Source organism: Streptomyces sp. NPDC003697, assembly GCF_053587115.1.
In genome coordinates this window covers 19640-38485 of record NZ_JBSFNN010000028.1, presented here as the reverse complement: position 1 = coordinate 38485, position 18846 = coordinate 19640, and the positions used below count along the sequence as shown (strand labels likewise).

Below are 18846 nucleotides of genomic sequence, written 5' to 3'. Positions count from 1 at the left end.
CTGCCGGGTCATTGTGCCAGTCCGGACCGCGCGCGGTCAGACGCCGACGTCCCGATCGGCCCCCCGCGTGGCCGGAATCGCGCACTCCGCGGGGTCCGCGGCGGGCCGTGCCGCGGCGAGCGCCCGGGCGCGCCGCCGGGCCAGCGGCGCGGCCAGCGCGGTGAGCGCGACGAACGCCGCGATGGTCAGCAGCACGATCGTCGCGCCGGGAGGCACGTACTGGTAGTACGACGTGATCGTGCCGCCGATCGTCACGGTCACGCCGATGGCGACGGCGATCGCGAAGGTGGCCGCGAAGCTGCGCGTCAGCTGCTGGGCCGCGGCCACCGGGACCACCATCAGCGCGCTGACCAGCAGCAGCCCGACGACGCGCATCGCGACGGTGACGGTCACCGCGGCCGTGACGGCGGTGAGCAGGTTCAGGGCGCGGACCGGCAGGCCCGTCACCCGTGCGAACTCCTCGTCCTGGCTGACCGCGAACAGCTGACGGCGAAGCCCCAGGGTGATCAGGACGACGAAGGCCGCCAGCAGGCAGATCGCCGCGACGTCGGATCGCGAGACGGTCGACAGCGACCCGAAGAGGTACGAGGTCAGGCTGGCGTTCGAGCCGCCCGGCGCGAGGTTGGTGAACATGACACCGCCGGCCATGCCGCCGTAGAAGAGCATCGCCAGGGCGATGTCGCCGCGCGTCCTGCCGTACCAGCGGATGAGCTCCATGAGCACCGAGCCGACGACGGACACGGCCGTCGCCATCCACACCGGGGAGGTGGAGAGGAGGAAGCCGAGGCCGACGCCCGTCATCGCCACGTGCCCGATGCCGTCGCCCATCAGGGCCTGGCGGCGCTGCACGAGGTAGATGCCGACGGCGGGCGCGGTGATGCCGACCAGGACGGCGGCCAGCAGCGCCCGCTGCATGAAGGCATAGTTCAGGTACTCCATCAGCCCAGCAGTCCCGTGCGGATCGGCGCGGCGCCCGTGGCGCCGTGCGGGTGGTCGTGGTCGTGAGCGGGGTGGGGGCACCCCCTGCACGAACGGAGCTGACCGCTTGGGGGAGCATGCCGGCCCACGGCCTTCGGTGGCGGGCCGTCGTGCTCCACGCGGCCGTCACGCAGGACCACGGCCCGGTCGATCAGCGGCTCCAGGGGGCCCAGCTCGTGCAGGACCAGCAGCACGGTCGTCCCGGCCGCCACCTCCTCGCGCAGGGTTCCCGCCAGCACCTCCTGGCTGGCGAGGTCCACGCCCGCCATCGGCTCGTCCATGATCAGCAGGTCGGGGCGGGCGGCGAGCGCCCGGGCGATCAGCACCCGCTGCTGCTGTCCGCCGGACAGGGCGTTCGCCGAGTCCTTGGCCCGGTCCGCCATCCCGACCAGCTCCAGCGCGTGCCGCACGGCCTCGCGGTCGGCCTTGCGGAACAGGCCGAAACGGGTCCGCGACAGGCGGCCCGAGGAGACGATCTCGGTCACCGTCGCCGGCACCCCGGCGGCGGCGGTCGTGCGCTGCGGGACGTATCCCACGCGGGCCCAGTCGCGGAAGCGGCGCCGCGGGGTGCCGAACAGCTCGATCTCGCCGGCGCTGACCGGCACCTGGCCGATGACGCTGCGCACGGCCGTCGACTTGCCCGAGCCGTTCGCGCCGAGCAGCGCCACCACCTCGCCGCGGTGCACGGCCAGGTCGACGCCGCGCAGGACGGGGCGTGAGCCGAGTTCGGCCCGTACGCCACGCAGGGATATGACGGGCTCGCCCATGGGGTCCTCCGTGTCGGTCATGTGGTTCCCAGAGCCTTCCGCAGCGCCCGGAGGTTGGCCTCCATGACCTGGAAGTAGTCACTGCCGCGGGATTTCTCGGTGATGCCCTCGACCGGATCGAGGACGTCGGTGTCCAGGTGGGCGTCGCCGGCGATGGTCCTCGCGGTCCGGTCGCTGACGAGCGTCTCGTAGAAGACGGTCCGCACACCGTCGGCCTTCGCGATCTCCTGGAGGTCCTTCACGCGCGCCGCGCTGGGCTCGGACTCCGGGTCCAGGCCGTTGACGGCCTCCTCGGTCAGGCCGTAGCGCTCGGCGAGGTAGCCGAAGGCGGCGTGGGTGGTGACGAAGACCCTGGTCCTGGTGTTCCTCAGACCGGTCTCGAATTGGCTGTCCAGGACGTCGAGCTTCCCGGTCAGCGCGGCGGTGTTCCTCCGGTAGTCGGCCGCGTGCCGGGGGTCCGCCTTCTCGAAGGCCGCGCCGACCCCGCGGGCGACCTCGGCGTAGCGCACGGGGTCGAGCCAGATGTGCGGGTCCGCGGCGCCGGACTCCTCGTGCCGGTGGCCGTCCGTGCCCTCGTGCGTCTCCTGGCCCTCCTGCGCCTCGTGCGCCTCGTGCTCGGCGGCGTGGCCGCCGACCTCGGTGCCGTGCTTCTCCAGCGAGGTGAGGGTGGCGGCGTCGATCTTCGTCCGCACCCCGGACTGGGCGACGGCGTCGTCGACGGAGGGCTGCAGGCCCTTGAGGTAGAGGACCGCGTCGGCCTTCTCCAGCTCGATCGTCCGCTGGACGCTCATCTCCAGGTCGTGCGGCTCCTGGCCGGGTTCGGTGAGACTGGTGACGTGCACGTGGCTCCCTCCGATCCGCTCGGCGAGGAAGGCCATCGGATAGAACGACGCCACGACGTCGAACCTGCCGCTGCCGGCCGCGTCGTCCGCCGCCCGGCCGGTCGAGCAGGCGGACAGGACGCCGAGTCCGAGGGCGGTGGTCACCGCGACCGCGGCCCCGGACATCAGGCGTCGTCGTACGTTCATGACAGTCATTTTCAACGAAGATGGAAACCGTTGTCAAATAGCTCCGGTCGGGAGCCCCGTGACCGGCGGCGAAGAGGCTCTCAACCGGCACCGATTTGATTGAGAGGGAGCCCCCGCCGGTACCCTGAAGCATTCGCTCTGAAGCGTCTCGCTTCGTCGCCCGTCGTCGTAATGAAGAGAGCACCGTGGCCGCCGACAAGATCGACACCATCGTCAGCCTGAGCAAGCGCCGGGGCTTCGTATTCCCCTGCAGTGAGATCTACGGCGGCCAGCGTGCCGCCTGGGACTACGGCCCCCTGGGTGTCGAGCTCAAGGAGAACCTCAAGCGCCAGTGGTGGCGCTACATGGTGACGTCGCGCGAGGACGTGGTCGGTATCGACTCGTCCGTGATCCTGGCCCCCGAGGTCTGGGTCGCCTCCGGCCACGTCGCCACCTTCACGGACCCGCTCACCGAGTGCACCGCCTGCCACAAGCGGTTCCGTGCCGACCACCTCGAGGAGGCCTACGAGGCCAAGCACGGCCGCCTCCCCGAGCACGGCCTCGCCGACGTCAACTGCCCCAACTGCGGCAACAAGGGCCAGTTCACCGAGCCCAAGCAGTTCTCGGGCCTGCTCTCCACCCACCTCGGCCCGACGCAGGACTCCGGCTCCGTCGCCTACCTGCGCCCCGAGACCGCCCAGGGCATCTTCACCAACTTCGCCCAGGTGCAGACCACCTCGCGCCGCAAGCCCCCGTTCGGCATCGCCCAGATGGGCAAGTCCTTCCGCAACGAGATCACGCCCGGCAACTTCATCTTCCGCACCCGCGAGTTCGAGCAGATGGAGATGGAGTTCTTCGTCAAGCCGGGCGAGGACGAGAAGTGGCAGGAGTACTGGATGGAGCAGCGCTGGAACTGGTACACCGGCCTGGGCCTGCGTGAGGAGAACATGCGCTGGTTCGAGCACCCGAAGGAGAAGCTCTCCCACTACTCCAAGCGCACCGCCGACATCGAGTACCGCTTCAACTTCGGCGGCAACGAGTGGGGCGAGCTGGAGGGTGTCGCCAACCGCACCGACTACGACCTCGGCGCCCACGCCAAGGCCTCCGGCCAGGACCTGTCGTACTTCGACCAGGAGGCCGGCGAGCGCTGGACGCCGTACGTCATCGAGCCCGCGGCCGGTGTCGGCCGTGCGATGCTCGCCTTCCTGCTCGACGCCTACGTCGAGGACGAGGCGCCCAACGCCAAGGGCAAGATGGAGAAGCGCACCGTGCTGCGCCTGGACCACCGCCTCGCCCCGGTGAAGGCGGCGGTGCTCCCGCTGTCGCGCAACCCGGAGCTGTCGCCGAAGGCGAAGGGTCTCGCCCGGACGCTGCGCCAGCACTGGAACATCGAGTTCGACGACGCCGGCGCCATCGGCCGCCGCTACCGCCGCCAGGACGAGATCGGCACGCCGTACTGCGTGACCGTCGACTTCGACACGCTCGAGGACAACGCGGTCACCGTCCGCGAGCGCGACTCGATGAAGCAGGAGCGTGTGTCGCTGGACCAGATCGAGGGGTACCTGGCCTCCCGCCTGGTCGGCTGCTAGATCGTCACCGGGGCCGCCCCCCGGAACTGCGGCCCCGGCTCCGGCCGGGGCGGCTGCCGCCCTCGAACGCCGGGCGGGCCGAGCGCATCGGCCCGCCCGGCGTTCGGCGCTTCCGGCGCCGTCCGGTGGGGCGTCGCGGCGGGTCCCGGGTGTCGTGGCGGGCCGGACGGCGCGCGCGCCGGCACGGGGCGGACGCGAGGCCGACCGCCGAGTGACAACTGACAGATATTGAAAATTGTCAGTTGTCATGTCAGGGTGGGTACCCGTCAGGCACCCCGATGAAGGAGCCCTCATGGACACCCGCACCCTCGGCACCACCGGCCCACAGGTCTCCGCCCTCGGTCTCGGCTGCATGGGCATGTCCGCGCTGTACGGCGACGCCGACCGGGCCGAGTCGATCGCCACCGTGCACGCCGCCCTGGAGGCCGGCGTCACCCTGCTCGACACCGGCGACTTCTACGCCATGGGCCACAACGAGATGCTGATCGGCGAGGCGCTGCGCACCGCACCCACCGCCCGGCGCGAACAGGCCCTGGTCAGTGTGAAGTTCGGGGCGCTGCGCGACCCGGACGGCAACTGGAACGGCTACGACGGCCGCCCGGCCGCCGTGAAGAACTTCGCCGCCTACTCGCTCCAGCGCCTCGGAGTCGACCACATCGACGTCTACCGCATCGCCCGGGTCGACCCCGACGTGCCGATCGAGGAGACCGTCGGCGCGATCGCCGAACTGGTGGAGAAGGGGCACGTGCGGCACATCGGCCTCAGCGAGGCCGGCGCCGCCACCATTCGCCGGGCCGCCGCGACCGCGCCCATCACGGACCTGCAGATCGAGTACTCGCTGATCTCGCGCGGCATCGAGGACGAGATCCTGCCGACCACACGCGAACTGGGCATCGCGATCACGGCGTACGGTGTCCTCTCCCGCGGCCTGATCTCCGGCCACTTCGGCCGGGACCGGCAGCTCGCCGCGAACGACTTCCGGGCCCACTCGCCGCGCTTCCAGGGCGACAACCTCCGGCGCAACCTCGACCTCGTCGACGCGCTGCGCACGGTCGCCGAGGCCAAGGGCGTCACGGTCGCGCAGATCGCCATCGCCTGGGTGCTCTCGCAGGGCGAGGACATCGTGCCGCTGATCGGCGCGCGCACCCGGGAGCGGCTCGCGGAGTCGCTGGCGGCGCTCGACCTGACGCTGGAGAAGGCCGAGCTCGCGGCGATCGAGGAGGCGGTCCCGGCGGACGCCGCCGCGGGCGAGCGCTACCCGCAGGCGCAGATGGCCCACCTCGACAGCGAACGCCGCTGAGGCGTCCGGTGGGATCGCGCCGGGGACGCCGGGTCCGGCACGCCCCGTCCGGGCTGCGGCGTGCCGCCGGCTTCCCACGACCTGATTGATCCGCCGGTCAGCGCCCGGGGCCGCCCTCGGCGGCAGCGCGGTGCGTGCCGATATCCGGTTCCGCACCGTGGGCGGCGCGCCCTACCGTGGCGCGGGTGACGACTCAGATGATCATCCTCAACGGTGGTTCCAGCTCGGGCAAGTCCGGGATCGTACGGTGTCTGCAGGCCGTCCTGCCGGATCCGTGGATGGCGTTCGGGTGCGACTCGTTCGTCGACGCGATGCCCGCGAGGATGCGGGCGTCGGACGAGGGCATCGTGCTCGCGGCGGACGGCGGGGTCACCGTCGGGGCGGAGTTCACGGCGCTGGAGGCGGCCTGGAGGTACGGCGTCGCGGCGATGGCCCGTGCGGGCGCCAGAATCATCGTCGACGACGTCTTCCTCGGCGGGCCCGCCTCCCAGCAGCGCTGGCGGAAGGCCCTGGGCGGACTGGAGGTGCTGTGGGTCGGCGTCCGGTGCGAGAGCGCGGTGGCCGCGGGGCGTGAGGTCGCCCGGGGCGACCGGATCCGGGGAATGGCGGCATCGCAGGCGGACGTGGTGCACGAGGGGGTGTTCTATGACCTGGTGGTGGACACGACGCACACCGAGTCGCCGGCGTGTGCGCAGATCATCGCCGCCCACGTCGGCTGACGGCCGCCCGGGCTCCCGCCGGCCCGGCCGCGGCGGGCACCGGTGCCACGCCCGCCCCTCCGGCCGGCCGCGGCCGCCGGCAGCACCCCGGTGGACCTTTCGGCCACGGCACCGGCGCCCCCGGGTACGGTCTAGGGCATGGCACCGAGCACCGAGACCCTGACCGCCGAGCGCATCCTCGAGGCGACCGAGGAGGTGCTGCGCCGTCACGGCCCGGCGAAGGCGACCGTGGTGGACGTGGCCCGCGCACTCGGTGTCAGCCACGGCAGCGTCTACCGTCACTTCCGCACCAAGGCGGCGCTGCGCGAGGCGGTGACCAAGCGCTGGCTGGACCGCACGTCGGAGGAGCTGGCCGGCATCGCCGCCGAGGACCGCGACCCCGAGGCGCGGCTGCGGGACTGGTTCCGGACGCTGTTCGACGCCAAGCGCCGCAAGGCCGGCCTGGACCCCGAGCTGTTCGCGACCTACTCGGTGCTGACGAACGAGAACGGCGCGGCGGTGAGCGAGCACATCGCCGAGCTGACCGCCCAGCTGACCGGCATCGTACGGGCGGGCGTGGACGCCGGCGCCTTCGCCCCGTGCGACCCGGCCGCCACCGCCGGCGCCCTCTTCCACTCCACGGCCCGCTTCCACGACCCCTGCCACGCCACCGAGTGGCAGCGCCCGGACGCCGAGGCCGAGTTCGACGCGGTCGTGCGGCTCGTGCTGCGGGGACTGCGGGCCTGAGCACGGGGGACCGCGCGGACGAGGCCGTCCGCTTCCGCGCCGCGGCACGGTCGCGCCGGAGCGGCCCGGCCGCGGACCGGGGTGGGGCGGTGGCGTACGGCCGCGGGCCGGTCGCGTGGCGCGAGCGGCGGTCGTGTGCGGCGGCGGGCCGGTCGCCCGACGCGAGCCCACCCGGTGTGCGTCAGGCGGCGGTGACGTCCGCGGCCTGCCGGAGCTCCTTCTCCTCCAGCCGCTCGGCGGTCCGCTCGGCGGTGCGCCGGGCCCACCGGCCGGAGGTGACCGCGCCCAGCGTCAGCACCGCTACGCCGCACCCCGTGAGCACCCACCAGCCCGGCCGGGCCGCCGACACGAACGCCTCCCGGTACGACGACGAGCCCACGCCGGAGGCGAGCAGCGCGCCGACCACCGCGACGCCGAGCGCCTGCCCGAGCTGCCGGCTGGTCGAGGCGACCGCGGCGGCCACGCCGGCCTGGGCGCGCGGCATGCCGGACACCGCCGTGTTCGTGATCGGGGCGTTGACGAACCCGAAGCCGACGCCGAACAGCACGTACCCGACGAAGAGGGTCACGTTCGACGTCTCCGCCTCGAAGGCCGCGAAGAGCACGCCGCTCAGGGTCATCGCGCAGCCCGCGAGGACCAGCGGCAGCCGCGGTCCCCGGCTGCCGACCAGCCGGCCGGACAGCGGCGCCAGAAGGAACGTCGGCACCGCCATCGGCAGCATCCACAGACCCGCGTGCAGGGCGCTCAGACCGCGCACGTTCTGCAGGTACAGGGTCGACAGGAACAGGAATCCGCCCAGCGCCGCGAACGCGCTGACCGCGATGACCGTGGCCCCGCTGAACGGCGCCGACCGGAAGAAGCGCAGGTCGATGAGGGGTTCCGCGCGGCGCGGCTCGTACCGCAGCAGGGCCAGCAGGGCGGCCAGGGCGAGGGCCGCGAAGGGCAGGACGGTGGCGAGGCCGGTCTCCGGGGCCTCGATGATCGCGTACGTCAGCGAGCCGAACAGGGCGATCACCAGAACCTGGCCGACCGGGTCGGGACGGCGGGCCCTGGGCGCCCGGGACTCGGGGACGAAGCGCAGGGTCAGCAGGAGGGCGGCGAGGCCCACCGGCAGGTTGACCCAGAAGATCGAACGCCAGTCGACGGCCTCCACGAGCAGACCGCCGACCAGCGGCCCCGCGGCCATCGATATGCCGACCACGGCCCCCCACGCGCCGATCGCACGGGCGCGTTCGCGAGGGTCGGTGAAGGTGTTGGTGATGATCGACATGGCGACCGGGTTGAGCATGGAGCCGCCGACGGCCTGGACCATGCGGAAGACGACCAGCAGTTCCAGGCTGGGCGCCAGGGAGCACAGCAGCGAGCCCAAAGTGAAGATCACCAGGCCAGTCATGAAGACCCGCTTGCGGCCGATGCGGTCGGCCGTGGACCCCGAGAGCATCAGCAGCGAGGCCAGCACCAGCGTGTAGGCGTCGATCGCCCACTGCAGACCGGACGTGCTCGCGTGCAGGTCGTGCTGCATCGACGGCAGGGCGACGTTCAGGGCGGTGTTGTCGAGGCTCACGATCAGCAGGCTCATGCAGCAGATCGCGAGCACCAGCAGACGCCGGCGGTGACTGAGCTCGGGCATGCCTTCATGCTAGCGCCCATCGATAGTGCGGCTAACTAATGACCAATACATGATCTGTGGGGCGGCCGGTGCCGCCGGTTGTCCACAGGCCGGGGCGAGCACGGTCCCGCGTACGGGACAATGGAGCAATGTCCAAGCAGTCCTCCACGCCCGTGTCCCCGTTGCAGATCGGCCCCCACACGGTGCAGCCGCCCGTCGTGCTCGCCCCGATGGCCGGGATCACCAACGCACCCTTCCGCACCCTGTGCCGGGAGTTCAGCGGCGGCAAGGGACTGTTCGTCAGTGAGATGATCACCACCCGCGCCCTGGTCGAGCGCAACGAGAAGACCATGCAGCTGATCCACTTCGACGCGACCGAGAAGCCGCGCTCGATCCAGCTGTACGGCGTCGACCCGGCGACCGTCGGCAAGGCCGTCCGCATGATCGCGGACGAGGACCTCGCCGACCACATCGACCTCAACTTCGGCTGTCCGGTGCCCAAGGTCACCCGCAAGGGCGGCGGCTCGGCGCTGCCGTACAAGCGGAACCTGCTGCGCGCGATCCTGCGCGAGGCGGTCAGCGGGGCCGGCGACCTGCCGGTCACGATGAAGATGCGCAAGGGCATCGACGACGACCACCTCACCTACCTCGACGCCGGCCGGATCGCGGTCGAGGAGGGCGTGACGGCGATCGCCCTGCACGGCCGCACGGCCGCCCAGCACTACGGCGGCACGGCGGACTGGGAGGCGATCGCCCGCCTGAAGGAGCACGTGCCGGAGATCCCGGTGCTCGGCAACGGCGACATCTGGTCGGCCGAGGACGCCGTGCGGATGGTGCGCGAGACCGGCTGCGACGGCGTGGTCGTCGGCCGCGGCTGCCTCGGACGGCCGTGGCTGTTCGCCGACCTGGTCGCGGCCTTCGAGGGGCGGGACGCCGACGTGGTCCGGCCGTCGCTGCGCGAGGTCGCGGACGTGATGGTCCGGCACGCCGGGCTGCTCGGCGAGTGGCTCGGTGACGAGTCCCGGGGCGTCGTCGACTTCCGCAAGCACGTCGCCTGGTACCTGAAGGGCTTCTCGGTCGGCTCGGAGATGCGCAAGCGGCTCGCCATCACCTCCTCGCTGGCGGAGCTGCGGTCCGGGCTGGACGAGCTGGACCTCGACCAGCCCTGGCCGGCCGCGGGCGCCGACGGGCCGCGCGGCCGCACGTCCGGCAACAACCGCGTGGTCCTGCCGGACGGCTGGCTGAAGGACCCCTACGACTGCGCGGGCATCGGTGAGGACGCCGAGCTGGACACCTCGGGCGGCTGAGCCCGCCGCGCCGGCCTGCGTGCCTCAGGGCGCCCGTCCCGCCGGCGCCCTGGCTCCGGTGCCCGTCCCGCCGGGGCTCTCGCTCCGGTGGCCGTGCCACCGGCGCTGCGCCGGGTCCGGGGGACGGTGGCCGTCGTCCCCCGAGCCCGCGCCGGCCGGTCAGCGGCCCGACGGGTGGGGGGTCGAGCCGTAGGCGGTCAGGAAGCGGTCGCGGAAGGAGCTCATCTTCCACACCGGCGCGTCGTGGGCGGGCCGCAGCCCGTCCGACCAGCCCCAGCCGGCGATCCGGTCCAGCACCTTCGGGTCCTTGGCGACGATCGCGCACGGCACGTCCCGGCTGGCGTGGTCGCCGCTGACGCGTGCGATGGGCTGGTGGTCGCCCAGGAAGACCAGCACGGTGTCGTCGGTGCCGTAGCGCTCCAGCCACTGGGTCAGCGCGGTCACCGAGTACTGGATCGACCTGCCGTACTCCTGCCGCGAACGGGTGGGGTTCGTCAGCACCTCCTGTGGCCTGGTGCCCGCCGCCTCGATCCCCTTGAACACCGAGCCGTCCCCGATCCGGTCCCAGTCGACCATCCGCGGGATCGGCGCCCAGGGCTGGTGGCTGGAGGTCAGGATGATCTCCGACATCAGCGGCTTGTCGCGCTGCCTGCCGTGCTCCAGACGCTGGAAGGCCTCCAGCGCGTACTGGTCGGGCATCGTCGACCAGCTGAACTTCGGGCCCCGGTAGCCCATCTGGAAGGCGTTGTAGACCTTGTCGAGACCGTGGAACTTCGCCTCCGGCCAGCCCTTCTGCACGCCCGGCATGATGCCGACGGTGTCCCAGGCGCCCGTCTTGCGGAACGCCTTGGTGAGCGTGAGGTGGTCGCCGGCGGTCACCGTGCGGTAGCGGCTCTGGTTGTCGACCCACAGGCCCGACAGGAAGGTGGAGTGGCCGAGCCAGCTGCTGCCGCCGTAGGTGGCCGACGTCAGCCAGCCGCTCTTGGCGCGGAAGCCCGCCTTCGCCAGGGCCTGCGTGCTCGTCGCCAGCGTCCTGTCGACGCCGGGCGCCATGACCGGGTCCTCGATCGCGCTGCGGCCGTAGCTCTCGATGAACGTGAAGATCATGTCCTTGCCGCGCAGGTCGGGCACCAGCTGGCTGCCGGGTGTCGCGCCGAAGGCGTCGGCCTCGGCCTCCTTGGCGAACGCCCGCTCGTCCCGGATCGTCGTGCGCACCGCCACCGCGCGGTACCGGGCCATCGCCACGGCGTGCTCGGAGGCCAGCGGGATGCCGGAGACCTGGAGGTTCAGCGCCGCGCAGGTCATCCAGACCACGCTGGCGACGAGCAGCACACGGGTCGAGCGGCCGGTGTCGCGGCCGAGGACGGTGCCGAGGCGGACCGCCGCCAGGGCCGTCACGGCGAACAGCACCAGCACGAGGAGGACCACGCCGACGGGGGCGAGCCGGGCCGTCGTCCGGCCCATCGTGTCCGCGACGTAGGACTGGGCGTCGTCCAGGAGCTGCCAGTCCAGGATCACGTTGAAGCTGCGGCCCAGGTACTCGTTGAAGCCGATGTCGGTCAGGTTCAGCACGGTCAGCACGGTCAGCGCCAGCCCGCCCAGGACCGCCGCGACCACCCGCGGCCGCCGCGGCAGCACCGTCAGCACGGCCGCGCCGAGCAGGCCCTCCACCGGGATGCGGGTGAACGCCGCGAGACGGAACTGCTCGCTCTTGTTCGGCAGCAGCAGGGCGACGAGGAGGAGGGCGACGGCGAGGACGGTCACCCCGTGGGAGACCCACCGGGCGGCCACGGGGTGCTCACCCCGCCAGCGCCGCCAGGCCCGCCGCACGGGCGGCAGGCGCAGGGCGGGTGCACGGCGCGCGGTGGCCGAGCGGGCGGGAGTCCCGTCCGGCCCGGCTGCCGCGGCGTCGGTGACGTCCCCGTTGCCGGGGGCGCCGGTGCCGTCACCCGAGCATGGCCCGTCGTCCGCTTCCTCGCCGCCGACGGGGGGCCCGGCGTCCTTGCCCGAGGGGGTGTCGGCGGCCGGGGGTGATCCGGTGGTCGTGGTGTTCGCGCCCGGGGAAGGAGCGGCGACCGTGGCGTCCTGCCCGGCGGGGGGTTCGGCGACCGCGCGGTCCCCGGCCGCCGCGGTGACCGCGGACGGGCCGGCGGACGAGGCATCCTCGCCCGCCGGGACGTCCGTCGTCGTGGCACCCCCGTCCGCCCGGGTCTCCCGGCCGTCCCCCTCGGGCACCCCCTCGCCGCGGGTGTCCGGCGGGGCGACCTCGTTCCCGGTGACACCGGCCGTTTCCGGTGACTGGCGCGTGCTCGTGTCCTGAGGCAACCCGGGGGTCCTTCCGTGCGAGACCGTGACGGTGTGGCGGGCCCCGCGGGGAGGCCAGGCCCGCCGTCCCGTACGGCCGGGCTCCGGCCCCTGTTCACGCGGCCCGGCAAACACCCGGCAAACCACTCGCCAAGGACCGGCCGGGCCCTCGAAGGGAACCGGGCCGCCTCCTGTCACGGCGCCTCCCGGCCGACCCGGGCGAGGCCGTGCGCACGCCCTCCCGGCCACCGGGCACACGGGAACCACCACCTCGCCACCGTCCGGAGACGGTGGGCGTCTCGGGCACGGCGCCGTCGACGGCGAGCGGGCAACGGCTCACGTGGCGGGTGACCGTACGGCCCCTGGCGCCTCCACGGCTTCGCCGCCTCCTGCGGCCCCGACGGTCTCCACCGCTTCGCCGGGCTGTTCGACCCGGACGGCCCTGGCGGCGCCGGCGGCCCTCAGGGCGCCCCCGGCGCCCGTCCCCGTCCTGGTGCTCCCGCCGCGTGTTCCGGCGTCCGCCGGCCACGCGCCGGCCGGGTCCGGTTCCTGCAGCAGATCGAGCGTGAGCGCGGCCGTCCAGCCGAAGCCGAGCGCACCGCACGCCTCACCGGTGTACGGGTCGACGTACTCGGCGAACCCCGTGGCGTCGGCGGTCCGCACGACCGCTTCGCGCAGCGCGTCGGCCCGCTCCGGTTCACCGTGCGCCCGTAGCCCGCGCTCCACCAGCCAGTTCGTGTTGAACCAGGCCGGCCCCCGCCAGTAGCGGTGCGGGTCGAAGGCGTCGCCGAGCAGGTCGTAGCTGGGGACCAGGCGCGTGGCGCCGCCCAGCCCGAAGTGCGGCCCGCACAGGGTGCGCACGAGTGCGGTGGCGACCTCCCGGGGCAGGCCGGGCAGCAGCAGGGGGACCAGGCCGGAGACGGAGCGTTCGGGGATCAGGTCCCCGCCGCGCACGTCCCGGCAGAGGAAGAGGCCCTCCGCCGGATCCCACAACCGCTGGACCAGCGCCGCCGTCAGCCGGCCGGCGCGGGCGTGCCGGGCCGTGCCGGTCGCACCCAGTTCCCGCGCGATCCGCGCCAGCGCGTACTCCGAGGCGATGAGCAGGGCGTTGAACGCCGGGTCCTCCACCGCGAACGCGCCCGCCGCGCCCGCTCGGCTCGCCGTCCGCGCCCCGCGGCGACCGCACGGACCGTCCGCCTCGTTCGCGTCCCACGGACCGCCCGAGCCGGTCGGACCGCCCGAAGCGCCCGGGCCGTTCGGACCGCCCCGGCCGTCCGAACCGTCCGGGTCGCCCGGGCCGTCGCGGTAGCCGCGGTCGCGGTAGTCCGCCGCCAGCCGTACGTAGCGGCCGTAGTCCAGGTCCGTCGGCCGGTCCCCGGGAACGCCGTGGCCGAGGTCGGCGCGGCGGAACGAGCGCGCCGGGGCCGGGGTGACGCGGGCCAGCGGAGCGTCCCAGCAGGGGCTGTTGTCCATCCCCTGCTCCCAGGGGTGCACCACGGACACCAGCCCGCCGCCGCCCAGGTCCCGGCGGTGCAGCAGATAACGGTGCCAGGCCGCGAGCCGCGGGTACGCCCGGGCCAGGAAGCCGCGCGCCCACGACAGGGCCGGGTCGGCGCGGTGCACCAGCCAGACGGCCAGCGCGTGCACCGGTGGCTGCACGATCCCCGAAGTCTGCACGGTGCGCGGGGCTCCCGCGGCGCGCCCGGCGGTGGAGGAGCGCCAGAAGTCGGGGCTCGGGAAGTAGGCGTCGAGCGGGACGGAGGGGTTGAAGACGATGTGCGGGATGCGCCCGTCGTCCCACTGGGCTTCCAGCAGCGTCTCCAGTTCCGTCTGGGCGCGTAAGGGGGAGACGTGCCGCAGGCCGATGGCGATGAACGCCGAGTCCCAGGACCACTGGTGCGGGTACAGGCCGGGCGAGGGCACCGTGGAGGTGCCGGTCCAGTTGCCCTCCAGCACCCGGGCGGCCCTGGCGTGCAGCGGTCCCGCCGCCTCCGTGACCGACGGATCGTGTGCGAGGGGCGGGGGGCCGGCGGTCTGTGCGGAGCCGCGGGTGGCCGGCGGGGACGTGGCACGTGCGCGTGCGGTCTCTCCCGCGCCGTCGGCGGCGAGTCGGGCGGTGCGGTCCACTCGGCGGCTCCCCCAAGGACGTCCGGCCGACCGGTTCGGCGGTGGATACCGCGAGGTTACGCCTGACCAGTGGACAGAACCCGGCGTGAGAGGCGGACTTGGGAAGCACACGGGGCGCACGACCGGTCGGCCCGCGCCGAAACGGAAGGCCATGAGGGGCGGCGGCCGGCCGAGCGCCGGTGGTCCGCCTCAACTGGCAGGTGGCGGCCGGGCGGTGACGTGGCGTGGACCGGAGCAGGCCACCGGGCTGCCGCGGGCGCGACCGTGCAGCCGCCCGGAGCCGGCGGCCGGTTCGCCTGGGTGCTCCCGGCGGCCGGTCACCGGGCGGACGAGGTGTGCGGCACCGCACTGGCGGTACCCGGTCCGGTCGCCGCCGGGACCGGACCGGTCGGGCAGCCGCCGATCATGCCGGCTCGTACGGCGGCGTCGCACCGGGTCGCCTCTTCCAGCCGCCCGCCCGGCGCGCCGGCGGCACGGCCGGGCGCCGGGGCACCGGTCGCGGAGCACCTGTACGCGCCGGAGCGGGCGGGGGAGCGACTGCCGGCGCCCGGGACGTCGGAGTCCGCACCGGCCGGGCGACGGCCCGCACGAAGCCCCCGGACGGGTGACCCCCGGAACGGTGTGGGTGTCCGAGGCCCGCGTGGGACCGGCCGCCGCGCCCGGCCCTGGACCCGCGCCCGGAGCCGCACGACGCTGCCCGTCACGCCCCCGAGACCCGCGTCCCGGCGGCGCCCGGCCTGCGTGCCGATGTCCCGCTGTGGCGCGGTCCGGGAGCCTGTGCCGTTACAGGGCGGTGACGAGGCATTTTCCGGTTCGTACGCCCGTCCGCATGGTGAAATCCCGTGGGCTGTGGCAGCGTGATTCTCGCCACCCTTGATACAGGCACCGCTCAGATGAGCGGATCATGGGCGACTGCATTTCCTCAAGGGGTGGCACTGAGTGCCAGCCCTTGATCGTTCATCGATCGAAAACAATCGTGGAGAGGGGTGCTCATCTGAGCAGAAGGAGGGTTCTAGGGGCGTTGATCCGTTCAAGAAGTGAAAACATCCTGCCGGGACGGCTTGCCAAGCCTTGACTTTCGATCCGGTGGCGGACGACTGGTTACAGGCTCATGACGCACAGGTGGACGTACCCACGAGCCTTTGATCTGGGTATGTTCCTCGCCGTCAGGGCAGCCACCGCGTCCTCGAGGAGTCGAGACCCGTGTCGGAAAACAGAGATCCCCAGGTAGCTGAGCACGGAACCAGCGTTGAGGGCGTGAAGTTCGTTTATGACTTCACCGAGGGCAACAAGGACCTCAAGGACCTCCTCGGCGGCAAGGGCGCGAACCTCGCCGAGATGACGAACCTGGGCCTTCCGGTCCCTCCCGGCTTCACCATCACCACCGAGGCCTGCAAGGTCTACCTCGACAGCGGCCAGGAGCCCGCGGCACTGCGTGACGAGGTGAGTGCGCACCTCGAGGCGCTCGAGCAGAAGATGGGCAAGAAGCTCGGCCAGCCCGACAACCCCCTCCTCGTGTCGGTGCGCTCCGGGGCGAAGTTCTCCATGCCCGGCATGATGGACACCGTCCTCAACATCGGCCTGTCCGACAAGTCCGTGCAGGGGCTGGCCAAGCAGGCCGGTGACGAGCGCTTCGCCTGGGACTCCTACCGGCGCCTGATCCAGATGTTCGGCAAGACCGTCCTCGGCGTCGACGGCGACCTCTTCGAGGACGCCCTGGAGAAGGCCAAGGAGGCCAAGGACGTCACCGTCGACACCGAGCTGGACGCGACCGACCTGAAGAAGCTGGTCACCAAGTTCAAGAAGATCGTCAAGACCGAGGCCGGCCGGGACTTCCCGCAGGACCCGCGCGAGCAGATGGACCTCGCCATCAAGGCGGTCTTCGACTCCTGGAACGGCGAGCGCGCCAAGCTCTACCGCCGCCAGGAGCGCATCCCGCACGACCTGGGCACGGCCGTCAACGTGTGCTCGATGGTCTTCGGCAACCTGGGCCCCGACTCCGGCACCGGTGTCGCCTTCACCCGCGACCCCGCCTCCGGCCACCAGGGTGTCTACGGCGACTACCTGCAGAACGCGCAGGGCGAGGACGTCGTCGCCGGCATCCGCAACACGGTGCCGCTCGCCGAGCTGGAGCAGATCGACAAGAAGTCGTACGACCAGCTCATGCAGATCATGGAGACCCTTGAGAACCACTACAAGGATCTCTGCGACATCGAGTTCACCATCGAGCGCGGCCAGCTGTGGATGCTGCAGACCCGCGTCGGCAAGCGCACCGCCGGCGCCGCCTTCCGCATCGCCACCCAGCTGGTGGACCAGGGCCTGATCGACGAGGCGGAGGCGCTGCAGCGCGTCACCGGCGCCCAGCTCGCGCAGCTGATGTTCCCGCGCTTCGACGACGGTGCGAAGGTCGACCAGATCGGCCGGGGTATCGCGGCCTCGCCGGGCGCGGCGGTCGGCAAGGCCGTCTTCGACTCGTACACGGCCGTGAAGTGGTCCCGGTCGGGCGAGAAGGTGATCCTGGTCCGCCGGGAGACCAACCCCGACGACCTGGACGGCATGATCGCGGCCGAGGGCATCCTGACCTCCCGCGGCGGCAAGACCTCCCACGCGGCCGTGGTGGCCCGCGGCATGGGCAAGACCTGTGTGTGCGGCGCGGAGGAGCTGGAGGTCGACACCAAGCGCCGCCGGATGACCGTGCCGGGCGGGCACGTCGTCGAGGAGGGCGACGTCATCTCCATCGACGGTTCGACGGGCAAGGTGTACCTGGGCGAGGTCCCGGTCGTGCCGTCCCCGGTGGTCGAGTACTTCGAGGGCCGGATGCACGCCGGCGCCGACGACGCCGACGAGCTGGTGGAGGCCGTGCACCGCATCATGGCGTTCGCCGACCGCAAGCGCCGCCTGCGCGTCCGCGCCAACGCCGACAACGCCGAGGACGCGCTGCGCGCACGCCGCTTCGGTGCCCAGGGCATCGGCCTGTGCCGCACCGAGCACATGTTCCTGGGCGACCGGCGCGAGCTGGTCGAGCGGCTGATCCTGGCGGACACCCAGGCCGAGCGCGAGGAGTCGCTGAAGCAGCTCCTGCCCCTGCAGAAGCAGGACTTCGTCGAGCTGTTCGAGGCCATGGACGGGCTGCCGGTCACGATCCGCCTCCTCGACCCGCCGCTGCACGAGTTCCTGCCCGACATCACCGAGCTGTCGGTCCGCGTGGCCCTGGCCGAGTCCCGCCAGGAGCCGCACGAGAACGAGCTGAGGCTGCTCCAGGCGGTGCACCGCCTGCACGAGCAGAACCCGATGCTGGGCCTGCGCGGCGTCCGTCTCGGCCTGGTCATCCCCGGCCTGTTCACCATGCAGGTCCGCGCGATCGCGGAGGCGGCGGCCGAGCGCCGGGCCGCGAAGGGCGACCCGCGCGCCGAGATCATGATCCCGCTCGTCGGCACGGTGCAGGAGCTGGAGATCGTCCGCGATGAGGCCGACCGGGTCATCGCCGAGGTGCAGGAGGCCGGCGGCACCGAACTGAAGCTCGCGATCGGCACGATGATCGAACTGCCGCGCGCCGCGCTGACCGCCGGGCAGATCGCGGAGGCCGCGGAGTTCTTCTCCTTCGGCACCAACGACCTGACCCAGACGGTCTGGGGGTTCAGCCGCGACGACGTCGAGGCGAGCTTCTTCACCGCCTACCTGGAGAAGGGCATCTTCGGCGTCAGCCCGTTCGAGACGATCGACAAGGACGGCGTCGGCTCCCTGGTGAAGGCCGCCGCGCAGGCGGGCCGGGCGACCCGTCCCGACCTGAAGCTCGGCGTCTGCGGCGAGCACGGCGGCGACCCCGAGTCCGTCCACTTCTTCCACGAGGTGGGCCTGGACTACGTCTCCTGCTCCCCGTTCCGCATCCCGGTGGCCCGGCTGGAGGCGGGCCGGGCGGCCAGCCAGTCGGAGGGCAGCGACCACCGCTGACCCCCTGACCCGAAGACCGGCGGGCCACCGCCGGCACAGACCCCGGAGCCGTCGTCGCGGCCCCGACCACAACCGACGCGACGACGGCTCCGGCATCCGAGAGCCCCGGACGGAGGGGCAGCCCGAGCAGCGTGCGCGCCGGGCGGCCGCCCCGCCCGGAGCCGCCAGAGGGTGCCCGACACCTGAGCGCGACACCGCGGGCATGTGCCGGACACCCCTTAGGAGCGGCGGCACCCTGTGCGGGGGCGCCGCGCGCCCGGAGAAGGGGCGGCACCCTGTGTGCGGGGGTGCCGCCCCTTCTCCCTCACGGGGCTGCTGCCCGCGCTGTACGCGGCGACCGCGCCCGGTGTCCGCCCCGACTCCTTCACCGGCCCGCCTTCGCCTCCTGGCGCGGCGCCCCGGACCCGGCGCGACGGGCGAACGGCTGTGGGCGGCCTCGGAACGGCGGACGGGGGTGTCGTA

Annotated in this window: 12 protein-coding genes; 6 read left to right on the top strand and 6 right to left on the bottom strand. The window is 72.9% G+C overall.

The window, feature by feature from the left end:
• Window positions 1–36 precede the first annotated feature (36 nt).
• From ACWDNY_RS14240 to ACWDNY_RS14230, 3 genes are read right to left on the bottom strand one after another with little or no spacing between them, the layout of a single operon-like run.
• Window positions 37–939 carry a metal ABC transporter permease gene (locus ACWDNY_RS14240; protein WP_451646021.1) on the bottom strand — a complete coding sequence of 301 codons (903 nt, stop codon included), beginning with the start codon at window positions 937–939 and terminating at the stop codon, window positions 37–39.
• Window positions 939–1745: a metal ABC transporter ATP-binding protein gene (locus tag ACWDNY_RS14235; RefSeq protein ID WP_451646057.1), complete on the bottom strand. Its 807-nt coding sequence runs from the start codon at window positions 1743–1745 to the stop codon at window positions 939–941. Before ACWDNY_RS14235 ends, ACWDNY_RS14240 begins: the two co-directional genes overlap by 1 nt.
• A 17-nt stretch (window positions 1746–1762) precedes the next feature.
• A complete protein-coding gene (locus tag ACWDNY_RS14230; RefSeq protein ID WP_451646020.1) occupies window positions 1763–2773 on the bottom strand; it encodes a metal ABC transporter substrate-binding protein in 1011 nt (336 codons plus the stop codon).
• A 185-nt stretch (window positions 2774–2958) separates the two neighbouring features.
• On the opposite strand from ACWDNY_RS14230, the gene ACWDNY_RS14225 reads away from it, so the two are divergent.
• The 4 genes from ACWDNY_RS14225 (at window position 2959) to ACWDNY_RS14210 (ending at window position 7086) form a co-directional block, all read left to right on the top strand.
• A complete protein-coding gene (locus ACWDNY_RS14225) occupies window positions 2959–4341 on the top strand; it encodes a glycine--tRNA ligase (RefSeq protein ID WP_451646019.1) in 1383 nt (460 codons plus the stop codon).
• Window positions 4342–4633: 292 nt separating this feature from the next.
• Window positions 4634–5641, top strand: coding sequence for an aldo/keto reductase (locus tag ACWDNY_RS14220; protein ID WP_451646018.1), 1008 nt, complete (start codon window positions 4634–4636; stop codon window positions 5639–5641).
• A 185-nt stretch (window positions 5642–5826) separates the two neighbouring features.
• Entirely contained in the window at window positions 5827–6360 is a 534-nt protein-coding gene (gene cpt / locus ACWDNY_RS14215; RefSeq protein ID WP_451646017.1) for a chloramphenicol phosphotransferase CPT, read from the top strand.
• A 138-nt stretch (window positions 6361–6498) separates the two neighbouring features.
• Window positions 6499–7086 carry a TetR family transcriptional regulator gene (locus ACWDNY_RS14210; RefSeq protein ID WP_451646016.1) on the top strand — a complete coding sequence of 196 codons (588 nt, stop codon included), beginning with the start codon at window positions 6499–6501 and terminating at the stop codon, window positions 7084–7086.
• Between the two features lie 181 nt (window positions 7087–7267).
• On the opposite strand, the gene ACWDNY_RS14205 is transcribed toward ACWDNY_RS14210, so the two are convergent.
• A complete protein-coding gene (locus tag ACWDNY_RS14205; protein WP_451646015.1) occupies window positions 7268–8716 on the bottom strand; it encodes an MFS transporter in 1449 nt (482 codons plus the stop codon).
• Between the two features lie 128 nt (window positions 8717–8844).
• On the opposite strand from ACWDNY_RS14205, the gene dusB reads away from it, so the two are divergent.
• Window positions 8845–10002: a tRNA dihydrouridine synthase DusB gene (gene dusB / locus ACWDNY_RS14200; protein WP_451646014.1), complete on the top strand. Its 1158-nt coding sequence runs from the start codon at window positions 8845–8847 to the stop codon at window positions 10000–10002.
• A 159-nt stretch (window positions 10003–10161) separates the two neighbouring features.
• On the opposite strand, the gene ACWDNY_RS14195 is transcribed toward dusB, so the two are convergent.
• On the bottom strand, window positions 10162–11847 hold the full coding sequence (locus tag ACWDNY_RS14195) for a CDP-alcohol phosphatidyltransferase (RefSeq protein WP_451646056.1): 1686 nt from the start codon (window positions 11845–11847) through the stop codon (window positions 10162–10164).
• 795 nt (window positions 11848–12642) lie between these two features.
• On the bottom strand, window positions 12643–14433 hold the full coding sequence (locus ACWDNY_RS14190; RefSeq protein WP_451646013.1) for an MGH1-like glycoside hydrolase domain-containing protein: 1791 nt from the start codon (window positions 14431–14433) through the stop codon (window positions 12643–12645).
• 1203 nt (window positions 14434–15636) lie between these two features.
• Between ACWDNY_RS14190 and ppdK the strand changes: the two genes are divergently transcribed.
• Window positions 15637–18384 (top strand): pyruvate, phosphate dikinase, encoded by a 2748-nt coding sequence (gene ppdK, locus ACWDNY_RS14185; protein WP_451646012.1) that lies wholly within the window; start codon window positions 15637–15639, stop codon window positions 18382–18384.
• Window positions 18385–18846: the final 462 nt, after the last annotated feature.